Raw genomic sequence first — 14653 nt, forward strand, 5'->3', positions numbered from 1 at the left:
TTAACCTCATAACCCAATGACCAACATTACCCAAAGCTTACCCTGCCCCGTTTGCCAGGAAAGCATTCCCTTTAACACCGACCAGTTGTTGCTCGGTCGGCAATTCTGCTGCCCCAATCCGGCATGCGATGCTACTATCGGCCTTGCATCTGAAAGTAAGGACGCGGTACGCCAAACCATCGAAAAATTTAATGATGTCAAGAAAAAAATAGGACAGGCCTAACTTCAGCAGCCTTTTACAACACCTTAATTAAATTACTATGATCAGTTTCAAATCATTCGTATACGCCATCCAGGATGCCATTGTGCATGCCAGTGAGGTGCTCATGGACAAGAACACGGCCATGATAGATAAATATTTTGTTGCCGATACCGCGCCTGAAAGTAACGGAGCGATGATCCCCAGAACGGTAACGCTCCGCTACCCTCATTTGAACAGCGAACCGGTCAATGTATCAGTTCCGCTCATCACTTTGGCGCCGCTTTCGATGTCAAAGCTCGAAAAGGCCACATTGAGCGCAAATTTCGAAATGGAGGTTATAGGGGGCGATCTGCAACTGCACTTTTCGGGGAAGGACGAAAGCGGCTCGGGCCTTTTTTCAAAGAAACACAAAACAGCCTGGGGCAAAATCGAGATCACATTTTCGCCCCAGGAAACCTCTGAAGGCCTGCAAGTATTGGTTGAAGGCTACGAGGCCATCCTGAAAAAACAGATCGGATAACAACTAATGTTAAGTTAATAGTACTAAGCCTGGAGTTGAAGGTTAGATTTATTGTTTTTTGACTTAGAACTTAACACTTTCCGCTAAAGACTATCCGTCATTATACAATTAACGTAGTGCTAAATAAACCTCACGCTTTAAACATCGCAAATATCATGGCAGCATTTGAACAGGCATTTAAAATAACAATGAAAAACGAAGGCGGTTACAGCAACCACCCTAATGACCACGGCGGAGAGACCTGGAGAGGTGTAGCCCGCCATTTTTGGCCGGAATGGCCGGGATGGAAGATTGTTGATGAGATCAAGAGCGGGAACCCGGCCAGCCTGAATGCAGCGCTTGCCGCCGACACCTCCCTGGAGGCCCATGTACTTGCATTTTACCGGGTAAACTTTTGGGATACAGGATCGCTTGATTTGATTAATGACCAGGCAGTGGCCAACCAATTATTTGATGCCGCGGTAAATATGGGCGCGGGCACCGGCGCCAAATTCCTGCAGGCAGGGGTGAATTTGCTGAGCCCCGGCACGCTGGCGGTAGACGGCAAGATTGGCAAATTAAGCATCGCCTCGGCAAACGCTCTAAATGGCGAACAATTGTACAATGCCATCTGCACCATCCGTAAACAACGGTACGAGCACCTGATTGCTGCTAACCCGCCTCAGGCCGAGTTCAGGAAATCCTGGTTCAGCCGGATGCCGCCCTATGATCAGGCCAATAGCTAAGCTTCTAAATGCAATTAAACCCAAACTATCATGTACCATTTACTCGCCCTTCCCTCCTGCCTTGTCATCGTGATCGCGGTGCTGGCCTTTGCCCTGCCCGCCGTTGCAGCAACCTATTTTTTCAGGAAGCGGATCCGGATCAGGTACCTGCGCAGCCATAATGAGATTGTGGGCTATATATTTGTTGTCCTTGGTGGGTTTTACGGGCTCATCCTCGGTTTCGTTGTCCTGCTGGTTTGGGAATCCTACAACGTGGCGCAAAATAATGCCGAAAGAGAGGGTAGTTTGGCCAGGGGGCTATACCGCGCTATCCTGTTATACCCGCAAGCCCAAAAAGTAGCAAAGCTGCGGGTGGCATACGAGCATTATCTCCATAATGTGGTTGATAAAGAATATCCGGAAATGGAACAGATGGTTGAAGCCACCAGCAATGACCGGGCCGTTTTCAGCGCCGTTTTTTCGGCACTGGAACAGATGGATATGAACCATGATGCCTTAGCAGTGCAAATGTTCAGCCAATTGGCAGAGCTTGAGACCTACCGCAGCCTTCGTCAGCTAAATGCGTCTTTTAAAATATGGCCCGACATCTGGGCACCCCTGGTTGCCGGCGCCGGTATCATTCTGTTTTTCGCCATCCTCGTTGATGTGGAAAGCGCCGGTATCCATATGCTGGTCAATGGCCTGCTGGGCGCCTTTATCGGCCTGGTATTCTATATCATCCTGATGATAGACCAGCCATTCACAGGCTCCATCAGGATAAAGCCGGACGCCTACCTCACCATTTTAAAAATGGAACACGAAGAAACTCCACAAGACAAATAATCATTAATAGCCAACAATAACTTTTAATATCATGGATAACAGATCACTCAACAACCTGAACACCCTTCACCCGAAACTCCGCGATGCAGCCATCACCGCCTGGACAGAGGCGCAGGCCGCCATGCCTGCCAATGTACAGATCATTGTAACCCAGGGCCTGCGCACCTTCGCCGAATCAAATGCCCTTTATGCCCAGGGACGGACAGCGCCAGGCCCCATAGTAACTAAAGCCGTCGCAGGCCAGAGTTACCATAACTACGGCCTGGCCTGGGATTTTGCTATGCTGACCAACGGAAAAGAAGACTGGGTAGTAGGCCCGCATTGGATGAAGGTGGTGGCCGTGATGGAAGCGCATGGAATGTTTTGGGGAGGGCGTTTTAAATCCATTGTGGATAACCCGCACTTCGAAAACCGGTTCGGGCATACCTGGCAAGATTTGCTGGCCCTGCATAACGCACAAAAATTTATTCCGGGCACCGAATATGTAATTATTTAGTCGGCTATGATCCTGACGACTATACTATACCAAACCAACAAAACACAGGGAAGCCGAAAACTGCACAGAGTAGGCAACAACAAATAAACAAATTTTTATGCCTTTTACATGGTTATTACAAGACAATGCTGCGGCCGTTACGGCTGGGCTAAACGGCGGCCTTACCTACGCCGGGGTTATTCAGGCCAACGACGGACTGGGTGGCTATAACACAAATTTCGGGGTAACAGAAGCAGGACACGGGCACTATCATGTCCATTTTCTTGCGGGAACGCAGCAGGTGTCGTGTATCAGGTATTTTGCGCCTGGAGTGGCCAACGGCCAGGGTACCAATATACTGACCGGAACCAGCCCATCCAGCACCATGAATGCCCTATTGAGAGGCTTATCTGCCGATTATCCCAACCACAGGGCCTTGATTACCAATTTTATTAATGCTTTACAAAACGTGGTGGTTGCAGCAAACGGGCAGTATTCCTGATCATCGGCATTCTTATCATTTCAGTACGGCGCCCTGCATAATGCGGGACGCAGTGCTTAATCCCAAAACAACCTCCTTATTGCAGTTTTCTGCACCTATCGCAACCTTGCAATACCATGCTGTTTGTTGTTAGCCGATGTTCAAATGCCTCTGAACAAGAAAAACTCCTCTAAAAAAAATCAAACAAATCTTCCCGCTGTTTACTTATTTAATACAAGCTTTGTTTAATGATTTTTATTCCCTAAATACTTTGTAACTTGCTTCATATTAACCAATAAAACATTACCCATTATGAAAAGTATCACATTCAAAAAATCATTTATGCTCGTTTTGTTCGGCATCATGATGTCGTTTACTGTTATGGCACAGGAAAAAGCAAGTCCTGCGGCTACCGCCACCGGCACTATAAACGGCGCGGCGGTAACTATTGCTTACAGCAGCCCTGCGGTTAAAGGTCGTACCATATGGGGCGGGTTGGTACCTTATGATAAAGTATGGCGGGCAGGCGCCAACCAGGCAACCATTTTTACTACCGATAAGGCTTTAACCATACAGGGTAAAACCATCCCGGCCGGCAAATACAGCCTATACGCTGTACCGGGCGAAAAAGAATGGAAAATTATCTTCAATTCGCAAACCGGGCAGTGGGGCATTAACCGCGATGGCACCACCACCCAGGACCCTGCAAAAGATGTTGCCGTAGTAACCGCTACCCCCGGAAAATCAGCAGGTATGAGTGAAAGACTAACCTACACCATTTCGGGAAAAGGATTTGAGTTAAATTGGGAAAATTTAACGGTACCTGTAGTTTTTAATTAAAGGCAAAAACCCAAAAGCTTCATAGAGCAGGTTATAAAAAAGCCGCCTCATCGTTATTGATTGGGCGGCTTTTTAATTCAGTTATTAAAAATTGCTTACTTATCTTTTACAAACTTGCCCGGGGAAGTGCAATCATCGGGGGCAGGTTGGCTGTTATTGCGGTTGCAGCCACACAACCTTTACTTCTTTTTTACCACTCTCTTTTGAAAGTTCAAGCGTTACATAAACGTTATTTTTCCGGTCATAATCTGATATCGAAAACAAGCCAAGGTTATGATCACGTTTGCCGGCAGCATTCCCAAAAACATAATCTCTTTTAGGTACGGCATTTGCGCCGGTAAGGCCATAATAAAAACCATCGCAATCACTTACCCCTTGTATAGATACCACGCTGCCTTGCTCTTGTTTTTCGTTATTACGCTCGGTATCGTTGAACAGGATAAAGCTTTTAGATATTCCGTCGAGATACGCGAATGATTTAAATTGGTTTCCTCCCTGAAGTTCCTGTGCCGAGCCCTCTCTTACCGAATGATAAAAAGGATCCAGTAAAGTATTGTTTAAAACATGGCTTTTGCGGATTATAAAGTCGTTTATCGGCTCGCCGGTTTTACTGTAATTAACAACTGCCAGGTCTCCCAATGTAGTGGATGAATTGCTCGACGAAGAAACATTTACACCGTACCTGGTACGGGTAATTATTTCCATCTCTTCATATATAACCGTAAAAGTACCATCCTGGTTTACGAAAATATTTTGAGGCAACCCCCTGAATCCTTTTTTCGAACTGGCAAAAGCGTTGATTCTGTCTGATGGTGATATTCCGCCGAATTTGTTGATCTTTTTTTCAAAAGGGTTAATAAAAGTTATAACAGAACTATATTCGTTTTTACTTCCCTTTTGCTTAACAACTACAGATAATATTACTGATTTTGTTGCGGGACTATAACGAGCGACTCCCTGGTAAACAGAAAGATCCTGCGAAAACCCGAGTTCGGTATAGCTTACTGCTTTAGCACCTTTATCCAGGTTAGCCAAAATCAGTTCACTGTCGCCATCATTACGCTTGTTATAGCCGTAAGCCAGTACACAAACTTTTTCGCTACCTATTACCGCCATGTCGATATATTGCAGGTATTTATATTTTTCATCCGGAGACGCATAATAAGCCCTGCTCACTTCTTTATTGCTGGCACCGTAGCTAACAATTTCAATTCGTTTACTTCTGTCGCTTTCAAAAGTATTAAATAAAACTATCGCGTAATTATCGCTGTTTGGGTCTTTACGTACAAAAAAATCAGGCATAGGCACGCCTCCGAAAGCCATCGAATATCCTTGAAATAAGTTAACCTTGCCTAATTCGGCAATTTTAGTATCGTCTTTTAACATTCCGGTTTTGCCGTCGATGATAATCCTATAAAGGGTAGGTACCCTTGAATCAAGGGAGCTAACCATCAATACAACATCGCCGTTAATTTCAAACGCGCCTTTAATGTTACCGCCCCGGCTTATTTTGCCATATGACGGATCAACCTGGGTTATTGCTGTTTCATGATGGGCGGGGTTATACATGTGCACCGCAATACCCTCTTTAAGGGAGATATCGAGGAACATCGTGTTGCCATTTTTTAATTGTAAAACTTTGGCAAAGCCTTCTTCCGGTTCTTTAAAAGCCGGGCCTTCTGCAATTGGTTTAAATTGAGCTTTTACTGTCGAGAACAATAAAATAATTAGAAATAGTGATAGTGATAAAGGTTTTTTCATTTGTTTAAATAATTAGGCCTCTAAAATACATAATTGAGCCGGATTAGCCACGGATTGAACAGACGTTTAAAAAAATTAGCTCAGCTGTTAAACTAAGCATTAATTCATCAAAAAAGCGTTCCCGGTGTGGTGTTAAAAGGTATAATATAGTGCACTTGCTCTACCTCGCCGCCATTACCTCGTTCGTTAGCTTCACAAAATCCTCCACGCTCAGGCGTTCGGCGCGTAGGTCGAGCGTTGGGTTTCCAGTCATTTTTTCTTTGTTGATGAGGGATGATATGGCATTGCGCAGGGTTTTGCGGCGCTGGTTGAAGCCGGCTTTTACAATTTGCCAGAATAGTTTTTCGTCGCACTCAAGGTTTTCGGCCTGGTTGCGGGTAAGGCGGATAACGGCCGAGAGTACCTTGGGCGGCGGGTTAAATACGCCGGCTTTAACGGTAAATAAATACTCTACTTTATAATAGGCCTGCAAAAATACACTCAGGATGCCGTACTCTTTGCTACCCGGTTTGGCGGCGCAGCGTTCGGCAACTTCTTTCTGGAACATGCCCACTACCTCGATAACCTGGCTGCGGTTATCCAACACTTTAAACAAAATTTGCGACGAAATATTGTAAGGGAAATTACCGATGATGGCGAAGGGCTTATCGGTAACGGTTTTAAAATCCATTTCCAAAAAGTCGGCATTCATGAGGCGGGTGCCCAGCTGAGGATATTTCTTTTTAAGGTGTTGTACCGATTCATCGTCGATATCAATTACCGAGGTTTCATACTCGGTCTTGAGCAATAAAAAATCGGTGAGTACGCCCATTCCGGGGCCAACTTCCAGCACATTGGTAAACCGGCCTTCGGGTTTCAGGCTGTCTACAATTTTGGCTGCAATATTTTTATCGGTTAAAAAGTGTTGCCCTAAATGTTTTTTTGCCCTTACCAATGTCATTATCTGTCAAATATTTGAGCAAATTACGTGATATTTGCGCATTGATTGGGAACAAATGTTTTATTTGCGGGGGGAAAGAGGTTAAAGGCGAAAGGTAAAAGGCAAAAGGCCCGGGTTGGGAACAGGTTAAAGGCGAAAGGTAAAGGGCAAAAGGCCCGGGTTGGGAACAGATAAAGGGTGAAAGGTAAAGGGTGAAAGGCAGGAATTGGAACCGGATAACAAACTGTAATTCTGAAAATTCTAAAATCCTGTAAATTCTGATTCAGACAAGTTGCGTTAGGGATTGAAGTGGATACCGGCCTGTGGCTAAGGCCTGTGCAGTATGAACGTAAAGCCCGGCCCGAAGGGAACGCCGGTATTAAAGTAAAAATTCAAAAGGCAAAATTCAAAAAGCGCCTGGATGCTGGTTTGGTTGATAAGCGGGGGAAGAGAATCAAGAGGTTAGAATCAAGAATCAAGACGGGAGCGTTTTAGATTAACAGATTAAGAAATAGAATAGAAATAGGCCTGGAGATAGTTTCAGGATAACCAATATAAATTCAATCACGGATTGACGAGTGAAGACACCAAAAATAATTGGTGAAACCATATAAAAATCGGTGAGATCATAAAAGATAAAATGAGCGATAAAATAAAAGTAGGCATCAGCATAGGCGACGTTAACGGAATAGGTTTAGAGATAATTATTAAAACCCTGGCCGATAGTAAAATTTATGATTATTGTACGCCTATTGTTTATGGCCATACCAAGGTGGCGTCGTTCCACCGCAGGGCTACTAATATTGCCGAACTGAATTTCCAGGTAATTAACGACCCATCGCAAACCCAGCATAAAAAACCCAACATGATTAATTGCTGGGAAGAGGACGTAAAAATTGAACCGGGCATGGTTACCGAAGCCGGTGGTAAATACGCATTTATTTCGTTGGAGCGTGCCACTTACGATTTAAAGGAGGGTTACATTGATGCCCTGGTTACAGCGCCTATTAATAAAGATAACATCCAGAACGATAAATTTAACTTTCCCGGCCATACCGAGTATTTGCAGGAGCGCGACGGCGCGGCCGAATCGCTGATGTTTTTGGTGAGCGATACCTTACGTGTTGGCGTGGTTACCGGCCATATCCCGGTATCAAAAATATCTGAAAGTATTACTATTGATAAAATTGTGGCCAAGCTTAAGCTGATGAACCACAGTTTGCAAAATGATTTCTGGATACGCAAACCCAAAATTGCCGTACTGGGGCTAAATCCGCATGCCAGCGATAACGGTTTAATTGGCCACGAAGAAAAGGATACCATTATACCCGCTATTGAACTTGCCCGCGATAACGATGTACTGGCTTTTGGCCCCTACCCTGCCGATGGCTTTTTTGCCAATGGCACTTACCTGCAGTTTGATGCGGTGCTGGCCATGTACCACGACCAGGGGCTGATCCCTTTTAAACAAATTGCTTTTGAATCGGGGGTGAATTTTACCGCGGGATTAAAATTTGTACGCACGTCGCCAGATCATGGTACCGCTTATGACATTGCCGGTAAAAACCTGGCATCGGAGGTATCTTTCCGCGAGGCCTTATTTACTGCTATTCACATAGTTAAGCATCGCCGCGAAACGCTGGAACTGAACGAAAACCCCTTGGCATTTAGCAAACTGAGCCGCGACAGGGACTAAAAAAACCATTTAGTAACCATAATGTTTCAATTTAATTACCGTTTAGTTAAAACATTTGCTTTACTAATGCATTTACTCCCTTGATGAATACTTTTTCGGACCGGATACGATCCATCGATGCTTTTCGTGCCTTTACGATGCTGCTCATGATTTTTGTGAATGATCTTGACGGTATTCCGGGTACGCCCCAATGGCTCAAGCACGTTGCCGAAAACGCTGATGGACTGGGTTTGGCAGATACTATTTTCCCGGCTTTTTTATTTATCGTTGGCTTATCTATCCCCTTCGCATTTCAAAACAGGTTAAAAAGCGGTAATTATAAATTATTGTCGCGCATAGCCAGCAGGTCGCTGGCGCTGGTGTTCATTGGTTTTTTTCACGCCAATATGGAAACCTATAATGAGGCTGCCACCGCCCTGCCCAAACCCGTATGGGAAAGCCTGGTTACCTTCAGCTTTTTTTTTATATTTTTAGATTACAGCAAAGATACCAGCAACCTGAAACGTTACCTGCTGCAGGGTTTTGGAGTAGCGTTGCTGATAGCCATGTCGGCCCTGTACCGCACCAGCGATCCGGGACATACCTGGCTGCATTTTAGCTGGTGGGGCATTTTGGGGCTGATAGGCTGGAGCTACCTGGTATGCGCGCTTATTTACTATTACTCGGGCGGGCATTTATGGATACAGGCCACGGCCTGGATATTTTTCATGATGTTTAACCTGGATGTTCATTTTGGTTTCTTTAATTTTTTAGAACCGGTACAGCAATACGTTTGGATAGCGGGCAATGGCGCCATGCAGGCTTTTACCATGGCAGGGGTGTTTGTATCGGTGCTGTACATGCGCCTTAAGGCCAATAACGAGCTTAAAATGTTATGGGCGGCACTAATACTCATTGCCATCATATTGTTTAACCTGGGCTTTATTGTGCGCTACTTTAGCGGCGGCATTAATAAAACAAGGGATACCCCTTCGTGGGTTTTAATATGTACCGGCATCAGCCTGATAGCTTATGCCATATTTATTTTTGTGGTTGATTTTAAGCACAAATACAAATGGTTTAAAATTATTGAGCCGGCAGGCACCAATACATTCACCTGCTATATTGTTCCTTTTATATTTTATCCCTTGTATGAAATGAGCAACATTGGCTACCCCGAATACCTTAGCCAGGGCACCGGCGGACTGATCAAATGCATTGTTTTTGCTTTTGTAATGGTTTGGCTTACCGGGCTGCTGGATAAAATAAATGTTAGGCTGAAGATTTAGTGTTAAGTCAATAGTACTAAGTCGTAAGTCTAAAGTCGATTTTTTTTGACTTAGAGCTTAAGACTTTGGGCTAAATACAATCCGTCAATTTATCGTTAAATGAAGACTATCTTGCTTTGCCCGCTCATCAGCATTAATTTTAATTCCTTCGCCTTTTCAAAAAATAATTGCACATTTGCAGCAATTCCTTAATTGTTAACCCATAATAATCAGGAATCATGACGCAGAGTATCTCATCCATATCCCATTAGTGCACTACCTGAAACAGGTGGACAGCAACCCTTTTTTACCGAAATAGCATTTTGTAATTGTCGTTTTTTTTAACGCCTTAAGGTTTTGCATGTCGCCGGATTTTTAAGTTTCGTGGTTTGCTGCAATTTCAAAATGGGTATATCCGCCACGGCGGATGAACTTTTGAAAATCATAAACAGATTGACAAAACATTAAACGAACAAGTCCGATGGACATGCATGATTGGCCGTACATTAAAAAGTCGGCCCGGAGAAAGAAACGGCTCGTAAAAAAAGATTTCGATAAACAATTGATCAGGTTGGATAAACAGCTTGACATATTGTGGGCAACAAAGTATAAGTTGCCTATGGTGCCATTGGAAATCCCCTACCAAAGTGGCTGGAAACGGCTGTTTGTTTTGCGTGGCGATATCTTACGCAGTACTAAGGGAGAATTTTATCAAAACCTGCTCAAAAAGATCAATACTGTTCAATATCATCATGACCGCGCTTTTAAAAAGAGGAAAAGAAAGCGAGGGAAATATGTGTATTCTGAAAAGCAGCAGCTTTTGCGGGTAATTGACGAATACGACTGGCTGCGCAACACCCTTAAGCTAACGGATAGGGAAAAAATTCTTTTTAGTCCTAAAGAAGTATGGTCGGTCAGGAAAAAAGCGATGATAACCGAGTATCACTGTATGGAAACCTGGCGATTTGTATTGGTTGTAAAACCCCATATAATATATGAGAAAAAACAGCACGATGAATTGCTGGAAAGGCAGATCAAGCAAATCAAAAACAGGATTGACCGCGAAAACCTGCAACCACGGATGTCGAAGTTGGTTGGCGGTAGCCGGCACAAATATTGGAAGTGGCGCGAGGAACAAAAAAAATACAAGAACGAATTAAAAAACAAACCCCTGTATTCGTTACAAGAGGAATATACGGGCTATTAAACAGCACCCTTATGGGCAATTTAAAAACAAAAGAATTAGATAAAATAGGCTTCACAGGCGATGCATTAAAAAGCCTCGCCATCAATACAGTAGCCCGGTACTACAAGCACAGCAACAAAGCCGATGTATTGGCATTATTAACCGCTGTGCGGGATAACCCGGCTGCCTATACCGGCGATGACCGGTTGCAAAAAATAGCTGAAGCATTTATTCAGGGTGAGGCAGAACCGGCATCAAAAACATTTAAGCTGATGGACGAGCCCGCCCCTATTAAAATTTATGGGACCGATGAAATTGAGGAGATAGCCAAAAAACAAATGGCCCTGGCGCTGTCATTACCCATCAGTATCCGTGGCGCCTTAATGCCCGATGCGCACAGTGGTTATGGCTTGCCTATCGGGGGCGTATTGGCCACCCGCAACGCGGTGATCCCCTACGGGGTAGGTATCGATATTGGCTGCCGCATGGCCTTAACTATTATTGATGCTGAAGAAAAATTCATCAAACGGTATGATCATCAAATTAAACAGGCGATAGGCAAATGGACACATTTTGGCATGGAAGGCAGTCTGGCTGTACCCCAGTATGATGAAGTATTGGATAACTCCCTATTTAATGAAACACCGCTGCTTAAAAAACTGCATGGTAAAGTTGTGCAGCAATTAGGCACATCGGGCGGCGGCAACCATTTTGTGGAGTTTGGTGTGATAGAACTGGCCGAGAATAACACGACGGGCTTACCGGCTAAAACCTATATGGCTTTGCTTACTCATTCGGGCAGCCGCGGGCTGGGCGCAAATATTGCCCGCCATTATACACAGGTGGCCATGAATACCTGCAAGCTCCCGCGCGAAGCGCAGCCCCTGGCCTGGCTTGATCTGGATACCGAAGCCGGGCAGGAGTACTGGTTAAGCATGACCCTGGCCGGCAATTATGCCAAAGCCTGTCACGACCGGATACATAGCAACCTGTTAAAAGCGCTTGGGTTAAAAGCTCTTTGTAAGATAGAAAACCATCACAATTTTGCCTGGAAAGACAAACTTACAGATGGCACCGAAGCCATCATTCACCGCAAAGGGGCAACGCCTGCACATGTGGGCGAGTTGGGCATCATCCCCGGCAGTATGGCCACTCCTGCTTATTTGGTAATGGGTAAGGGCAATGCTGATGCCTTATACTCGGCATCGCATGGTGCCGGCCGGGCCATGAGCAGGCATGATGCCAGGGGTAGCACCACCAAATCGGCAATGAAAAAAATGCTGGCCGGGGCTGATGTAACGTTGATTGACGGCAGTATCGAGGAGAACCCAGCAGCCTATAAGGATATTGAATTGGTAATGCAGGCGCAAACCGAACTGGTGGCCATACAGGGCAAATTTTGGCCGCGCATTGTACGCATGAATAAAGAATAATAAAATGAAAAAATTAATCATACAAATAACAGCAGGCAAAGGCCCGTTGGAATGCTGCCTGGTGGTAGCCAAAGTACAGGATTTGATGTTGAAACAAGCCTCCGGCAGCGGGCTGGACTTATCGGTGATAGAAAACAAAAAGGCTGAATTAAATAACACGTTATTATCATCAACCCTCCTGTTGCAGGGCGATAATACAGATGGTTTTATAAACGAGTGGAACGGCACTGTACAGTGGATAGCGCAAAGCCCGTACCGCAAATTCCACAAACGCAAAAACTGGTTTGTTGGGGTGGGCATTTTTAGTGTTGATGAGCAGGTAAAGTTTAATCCTAACGATATAAAGTTTGAAACCTTGCGTGCATCGGGCCCCGGAGGGCAAAATGTAAACAAGGTAGAAACAGCAGTACGAGGGACGCATATACCCACAGGGCTGCAAGTATTAGTTATGGATAGCCGTTCGCAATTACAAAATAAAAAACTTTGTGCCGAGCGCCTGGAGGCTAAGCTTATGGCTATGCAGGCCGAAAAGCAAATAGTACAGCTGGAAAGCCAATGGATGGCACACCACTCTTTGGAGCGCGGCAACCCGGTGAAAGTAATCAGGGCCGCATTGTAATTTTTGCAACCGGCAGTAAGGTGTTAAACGCCAAATAGCCTCGCACAGATTTACGAAGTTTCAAAAACTTCGTAAATCTACTTTTCGCGAATTACTTCCCTCCCATCAAACCAACCATAAAATCTAAGGCCGCTTTATCAGGTAACGCCTTAGCCGCAGGCGTTTCGCCCAATATCATTATTTGATGATCGGTGGCATTATAGCTGGGCCATAGCGGCAAACCATCGCCATTTGGATTACCGGTTTTGGCAAAATTTGTCCAGTAGGTAGATATAGTTGTGGCCAATTGCTGGTCGATAGGCTCCCATGGCCGGTTTAAAAATTTCAGGTTGTCATAGGCATAAGCCACCTCGCCGGTATGGAACGCGCCGTATTTTACAAAATCGGGCGTGGCAGGCAGGCGGCGGGTAAAGCGGTAAACATATACTTTAGCCTGCTTTTTATTGCTCTGCACATTTGCCCAGGTGTAGTTTTGAATACCGAAGATTTGATCGCGGCTGATATTTATTTGCGACCGCGCGGCCTCAGCATCAGTATTTCCGGGGTAATGTTGTAAAAAGGCGGCCGCTTTATCGCCGTATTGTTCGGCTATCTGCTTTTTATATTCTTCGGCGGTTTTCAATTTGCCTACAAAGGCATCGTCTTCATTCCAGCCGGTAAGTAAGGCTACTGGGTTCTCTTTGTTCGCGGCAAAAGTCCCCGCAATGGTTTCAGGCAATACATAGCCATCAATAATGGGGCGTGCCTGCCATTTATTGAGCAAATCGGCGGCGGGAATATTCCGCATATCGGCAATTGTGTTTGCTTTTAATTGCCGTGCTAATTTTAATCCGCTTTGTTCGGCCTCCTGTAATGTTGGCGATCCGAATGGGCCGCTAATAAACATGGCCCCACTTTCGGCGATAGCCTTTTGAAACAGTCCCTTTGCTAAAGGAGAGGCTACTAAACAATTCACACTCATGGCGCCGGCCGACTGGCCGGCTATGGTGACATTGCCAGGATCGCCGCCAAAATTTTTGATATTTTGTTTTACCCACTTAAGCGCAGCCAACTGATCCATCAAACCATAATTGCCAGAGGCATTGTGGCCCGATTCTTTACTAAGTTCGGGATGAGCGAAAAAACCAAAAATCCCGACCCTATAATTAATCACAACAAAAACAACGCCTTTTTTGGCTGTTGCTTCGCCATCGTAAATAGGGCAAGCCGCTCCGCCTGATCCAAAACCACCTCCATAAATATATACCAGTACCGGCTTTTTATCAGCGGATGATGTGGCGTTGGTCCACACGTTCAGGTACAGGCAATCCTCGCTGATGGGTTGGCAAGGGATCAAAAACTCGCGGGTATAAACACCAAACTCATCGGGCCTGGCCTGCATAGGGCTGGCCGAAAACGCTGTGCAATGTTTAACACCCGCCCATGGTGTTACGGGCTGAGGTTCTTTCCAGCGCAAACTGCCAACCGGTGGGGCGGCAAAGGGGATACCTTTGAATATGTGAACGGTGCCATCGCTGTTAGCATTGCCGGATACCATCCCGCTGTTGGTTTTTACCGTGTTAAGGCTACTCCTTTGTGCATAGCATATGGCACCACTTGTCAATATCAATAAAAACAATGTAAAGTAATTTTTCATATAGATTTTATTTATACCATATTTTAAATGTCAAAAATCCGTCATTGCGAGGTACGAAGCAATCCCTATATGCTAAGTCCCACATAGTTCG

15 protein-coding genes are annotated in these 14653 nt (G+C 45.1%); 12 read left to right on the forward strand and 3 right to left on the reverse strand.

Annotation, left to right across the window (positions count from 1 at the left end):
- The first annotated feature begins 16 nt into the window (after positions 1-16).
- The 7 genes from PQ469_RS26420 (at position 17) to PQ469_RS26450 (ending at position 4065) form a co-directional block, all read left to right on the forward strand.
- On the forward strand, positions 17-223 hold the full coding sequence (locus tag PQ469_RS26420; protein WP_274210354.1) for a hypothetical protein: 207 nt from the start codon (positions 17-19) through the stop codon (positions 221-223).
- Between the two features lie 37 nt (positions 224-260).
- Entirely contained in the window at positions 261-722 is a 462-nt protein-coding gene (locus PQ469_RS26425) for a DUF2589 domain-containing protein (RefSeq protein ID WP_274210355.1), read from the forward strand.
- Between the two features lie 155 nt (positions 723-877).
- Entirely contained in the window at positions 878-1447 is a 570-nt protein-coding gene (locus PQ469_RS26430; protein ID WP_274210356.1) for a glycoside hydrolase family 108 protein, read from the forward strand.
- Positions 1448-1477: 30 nt separating this feature from the next.
- On the forward strand, positions 1478-2269 hold the full coding sequence (locus PQ469_RS26435; RefSeq protein WP_274210357.1) for a bestrophin-like domain: 792 nt from the start codon (positions 1478-1480) through the stop codon (positions 2267-2269).
- Positions 2270-2300: 31 nt separating this feature from the next.
- The gene (locus tag PQ469_RS26440; protein WP_274210358.1) at positions 2301-2765 is read left to right on the forward strand and encodes a M15 family metallopeptidase; all 465 of its coding nucleotides are present in this window, start codon (positions 2301-2303) and stop codon (positions 2763-2765) included.
- 97 nt (positions 2766-2862) lie between these two features.
- Entirely contained in the window at positions 2863-3246 is a 384-nt protein-coding gene (locus tag PQ469_RS26445) for a hypothetical protein (protein ID WP_274210359.1), read from the forward strand.
- A 291-nt stretch (positions 3247-3537) separates the two neighbouring features.
- On the forward strand, positions 3538-4065 hold the full coding sequence (locus tag PQ469_RS26450) for a DUF2911 domain-containing protein (protein ID WP_274210360.1): 528 nt from the start codon (positions 3538-3540) through the stop codon (positions 4063-4065).
- Between the two features lie 153 nt (positions 4066-4218).
- On the opposite strand, the gene PQ469_RS26455 is transcribed toward PQ469_RS26450, so the two are convergent.
- On the reverse strand, positions 4219-5826 hold the full coding sequence (locus tag PQ469_RS26455; protein WP_274210361.1) for a hypothetical protein: 1608 nt from the start codon (positions 5824-5826) through the stop codon (positions 4219-4221).
- A gap of 160 nt (positions 5827-5986) precedes the next feature.
- Positions 5987-6766 (reverse strand): 16S rRNA (adenine(1518)-N(6)/adenine(1519)-N(6))-dimethyltransferase RsmA, encoded by a 780-nt coding sequence (rsmA, locus tag PQ469_RS26460; protein WP_274210362.1) that lies wholly within the window; start codon positions 6764-6766, stop codon positions 5987-5989.
- Positions 6767-7385: 619 nt separating this feature from the next.
- On the opposite strand from rsmA, the gene pdxA reads away from it, so the two are divergent.
- The 5 genes from pdxA (at position 7386) to prfH (ending at position 12926) form a co-directional block, all read left to right on the forward strand.
- Positions 7386-8441, forward strand: coding sequence for a 4-hydroxythreonine-4-phosphate dehydrogenase PdxA (gene pdxA, locus PQ469_RS26465; RefSeq protein WP_274210363.1), 1056 nt, complete (start codon positions 7386-7388; stop codon positions 8439-8441).
- Between the two features lie 83 nt (positions 8442-8524).
- Complete coding sequence (locus PQ469_RS26470; RefSeq protein WP_090640536.1) at positions 8525-9709, forward strand: DUF5009 domain-containing protein; 1185 nt, start codon at positions 8525-8527, stop codon at positions 9707-9709.
- Positions 9710-10169: 460 nt separating this feature from the next.
- Positions 10170-10895, forward strand: a complete 726-nt coding sequence (locus tag PQ469_RS26475; protein WP_274210364.1) for a hypothetical protein — start codon at positions 10170-10172, stop codon at positions 10893-10895.
- A gap of 11 nt (positions 10896-10906) precedes the next feature.
- The gene (locus tag PQ469_RS26480) at positions 10907-12307 is read left to right on the forward strand and encodes an RtcB family protein (protein ID WP_274210365.1); all 1401 of its coding nucleotides are present in this window, start codon (positions 10907-10909) and stop codon (positions 12305-12307) included.
- 4 nt (positions 12308-12311) lie between these two features.
- Positions 12312-12926 (forward strand): peptide chain release factor H, encoded by a 615-nt coding sequence (prfH, locus tag PQ469_RS26485; RefSeq protein ID WP_274210367.1) that lies wholly within the window; start codon positions 12312-12314, stop codon positions 12924-12926.
- 91 nt (positions 12927-13017) lie between these two features.
- Here prfH and PQ469_RS26490 read toward each other — a convergent pair whose 3' ends face one another.
- Positions 13018-14562: a carboxylesterase/lipase family protein gene (locus PQ469_RS26490; RefSeq protein WP_274210368.1), complete on the reverse strand. Its 1545-nt coding sequence runs from the start codon at positions 14560-14562 to the stop codon at positions 13018-13020.
- Positions 14563-14653: the final 91 nt, after the last annotated feature.

The sequence above is a fragment of the Mucilaginibacter sp. KACC 22773 genome (genome assembly GCF_028736215.1).
Taxonomy (GTDB): Bacteria; Bacteroidota; Bacteroidia; order Sphingobacteriales; family Sphingobacteriaceae; genus Mucilaginibacter.

Bases quoted from the DNA above. Each gene is read 5' to 3' on its own strand.
- PQ469_RS26425 (WP_274210355.1), top strand. From the start codon at position 261: ATGATCAGTTTCAAATCATTCGTATACGCCATCCAGGATGCCATTGTG.
- PQ469_RS26475 (WP_274210364.1), top strand. From the start codon at position 10,170: ATGGACATGCATGATTGGCCGTACATTAAAAAGTCGGCCCGGAGAAAG.
- PQ469_RS26470 (WP_090640536.1), top strand. From the start codon at position 8,525: ATGAATACTTTTTCGGACCGGATACGATCCATCGATGCTTTTCGTGCC.
- PQ469_RS26490 (WP_274210368.1), bottom strand. From the start codon at position 14,562: ATGAAAAATTACTTTACATTGTTTTTATTGATATTGACAAGTGGTGCC.
- PQ469_RS26455 (WP_274210361.1), bottom strand. From the start codon at position 5,826: ATGAAAAAACCTTTATCACTATCACTATTTCTAATTATTTTATTGTTC.
- PQ469_RS26430 (WP_274210356.1), top strand. From the start codon at position 878: ATGGCAGCATTTGAACAGGCATTTAAAATAACAATGAAAAACGAAGGC.
- PQ469_RS26420 (WP_274210354.1), top strand. From the start codon at position 17: ATGACCAACATTACCCAAAGCTTACCCTGCCCCGTTTGCCAGGAAAGC.
- PQ469_RS26450 (WP_274210360.1), top strand. From the start codon at position 3,538: ATGAAAAGTATCACATTCAAAAAATCATTTATGCTCGTTTTGTTCGGC.
- PQ469_RS26445 (WP_274210359.1), top strand. From the start codon at position 2,863: ATGCCTTTTACATGGTTATTACAAGACAATGCTGCGGCCGTTACGGCT.
- PQ469_RS26480 (WP_274210365.1), top strand. From the start codon at position 10,907: ATGGGCAATTTAAAAACAAAAGAATTAGATAAAATAGGCTTCACAGGC.
- PQ469_RS26435 (WP_274210357.1), top strand. From the start codon at position 1,478: ATGTACCATTTACTCGCCCTTCCCTCCTGCCTTGTCATCGTGATCGCG.
- prfH (WP_274210367.1), top strand. From the start codon at position 12,312: ATGAAAAAATTAATCATACAAATAACAGCAGGCAAAGGCCCGTTGGAA.
- rsmA (WP_274210362.1), bottom strand. From the start codon at position 6,766: ATGACATTGGTAAGGGCAAAAAAACATTTAGGGCAACACTTTTTAACC.
- PQ469_RS26440 (WP_274210358.1), top strand. From the start codon at position 2,301: ATGGATAACAGATCACTCAACAACCTGAACACCCTTCACCCGAAACTC.
- pdxA (WP_274210363.1), top strand. From the start codon at position 7,386: ATGAGCGATAAAATAAAAGTAGGCATCAGCATAGGCGACGTTAACGGA.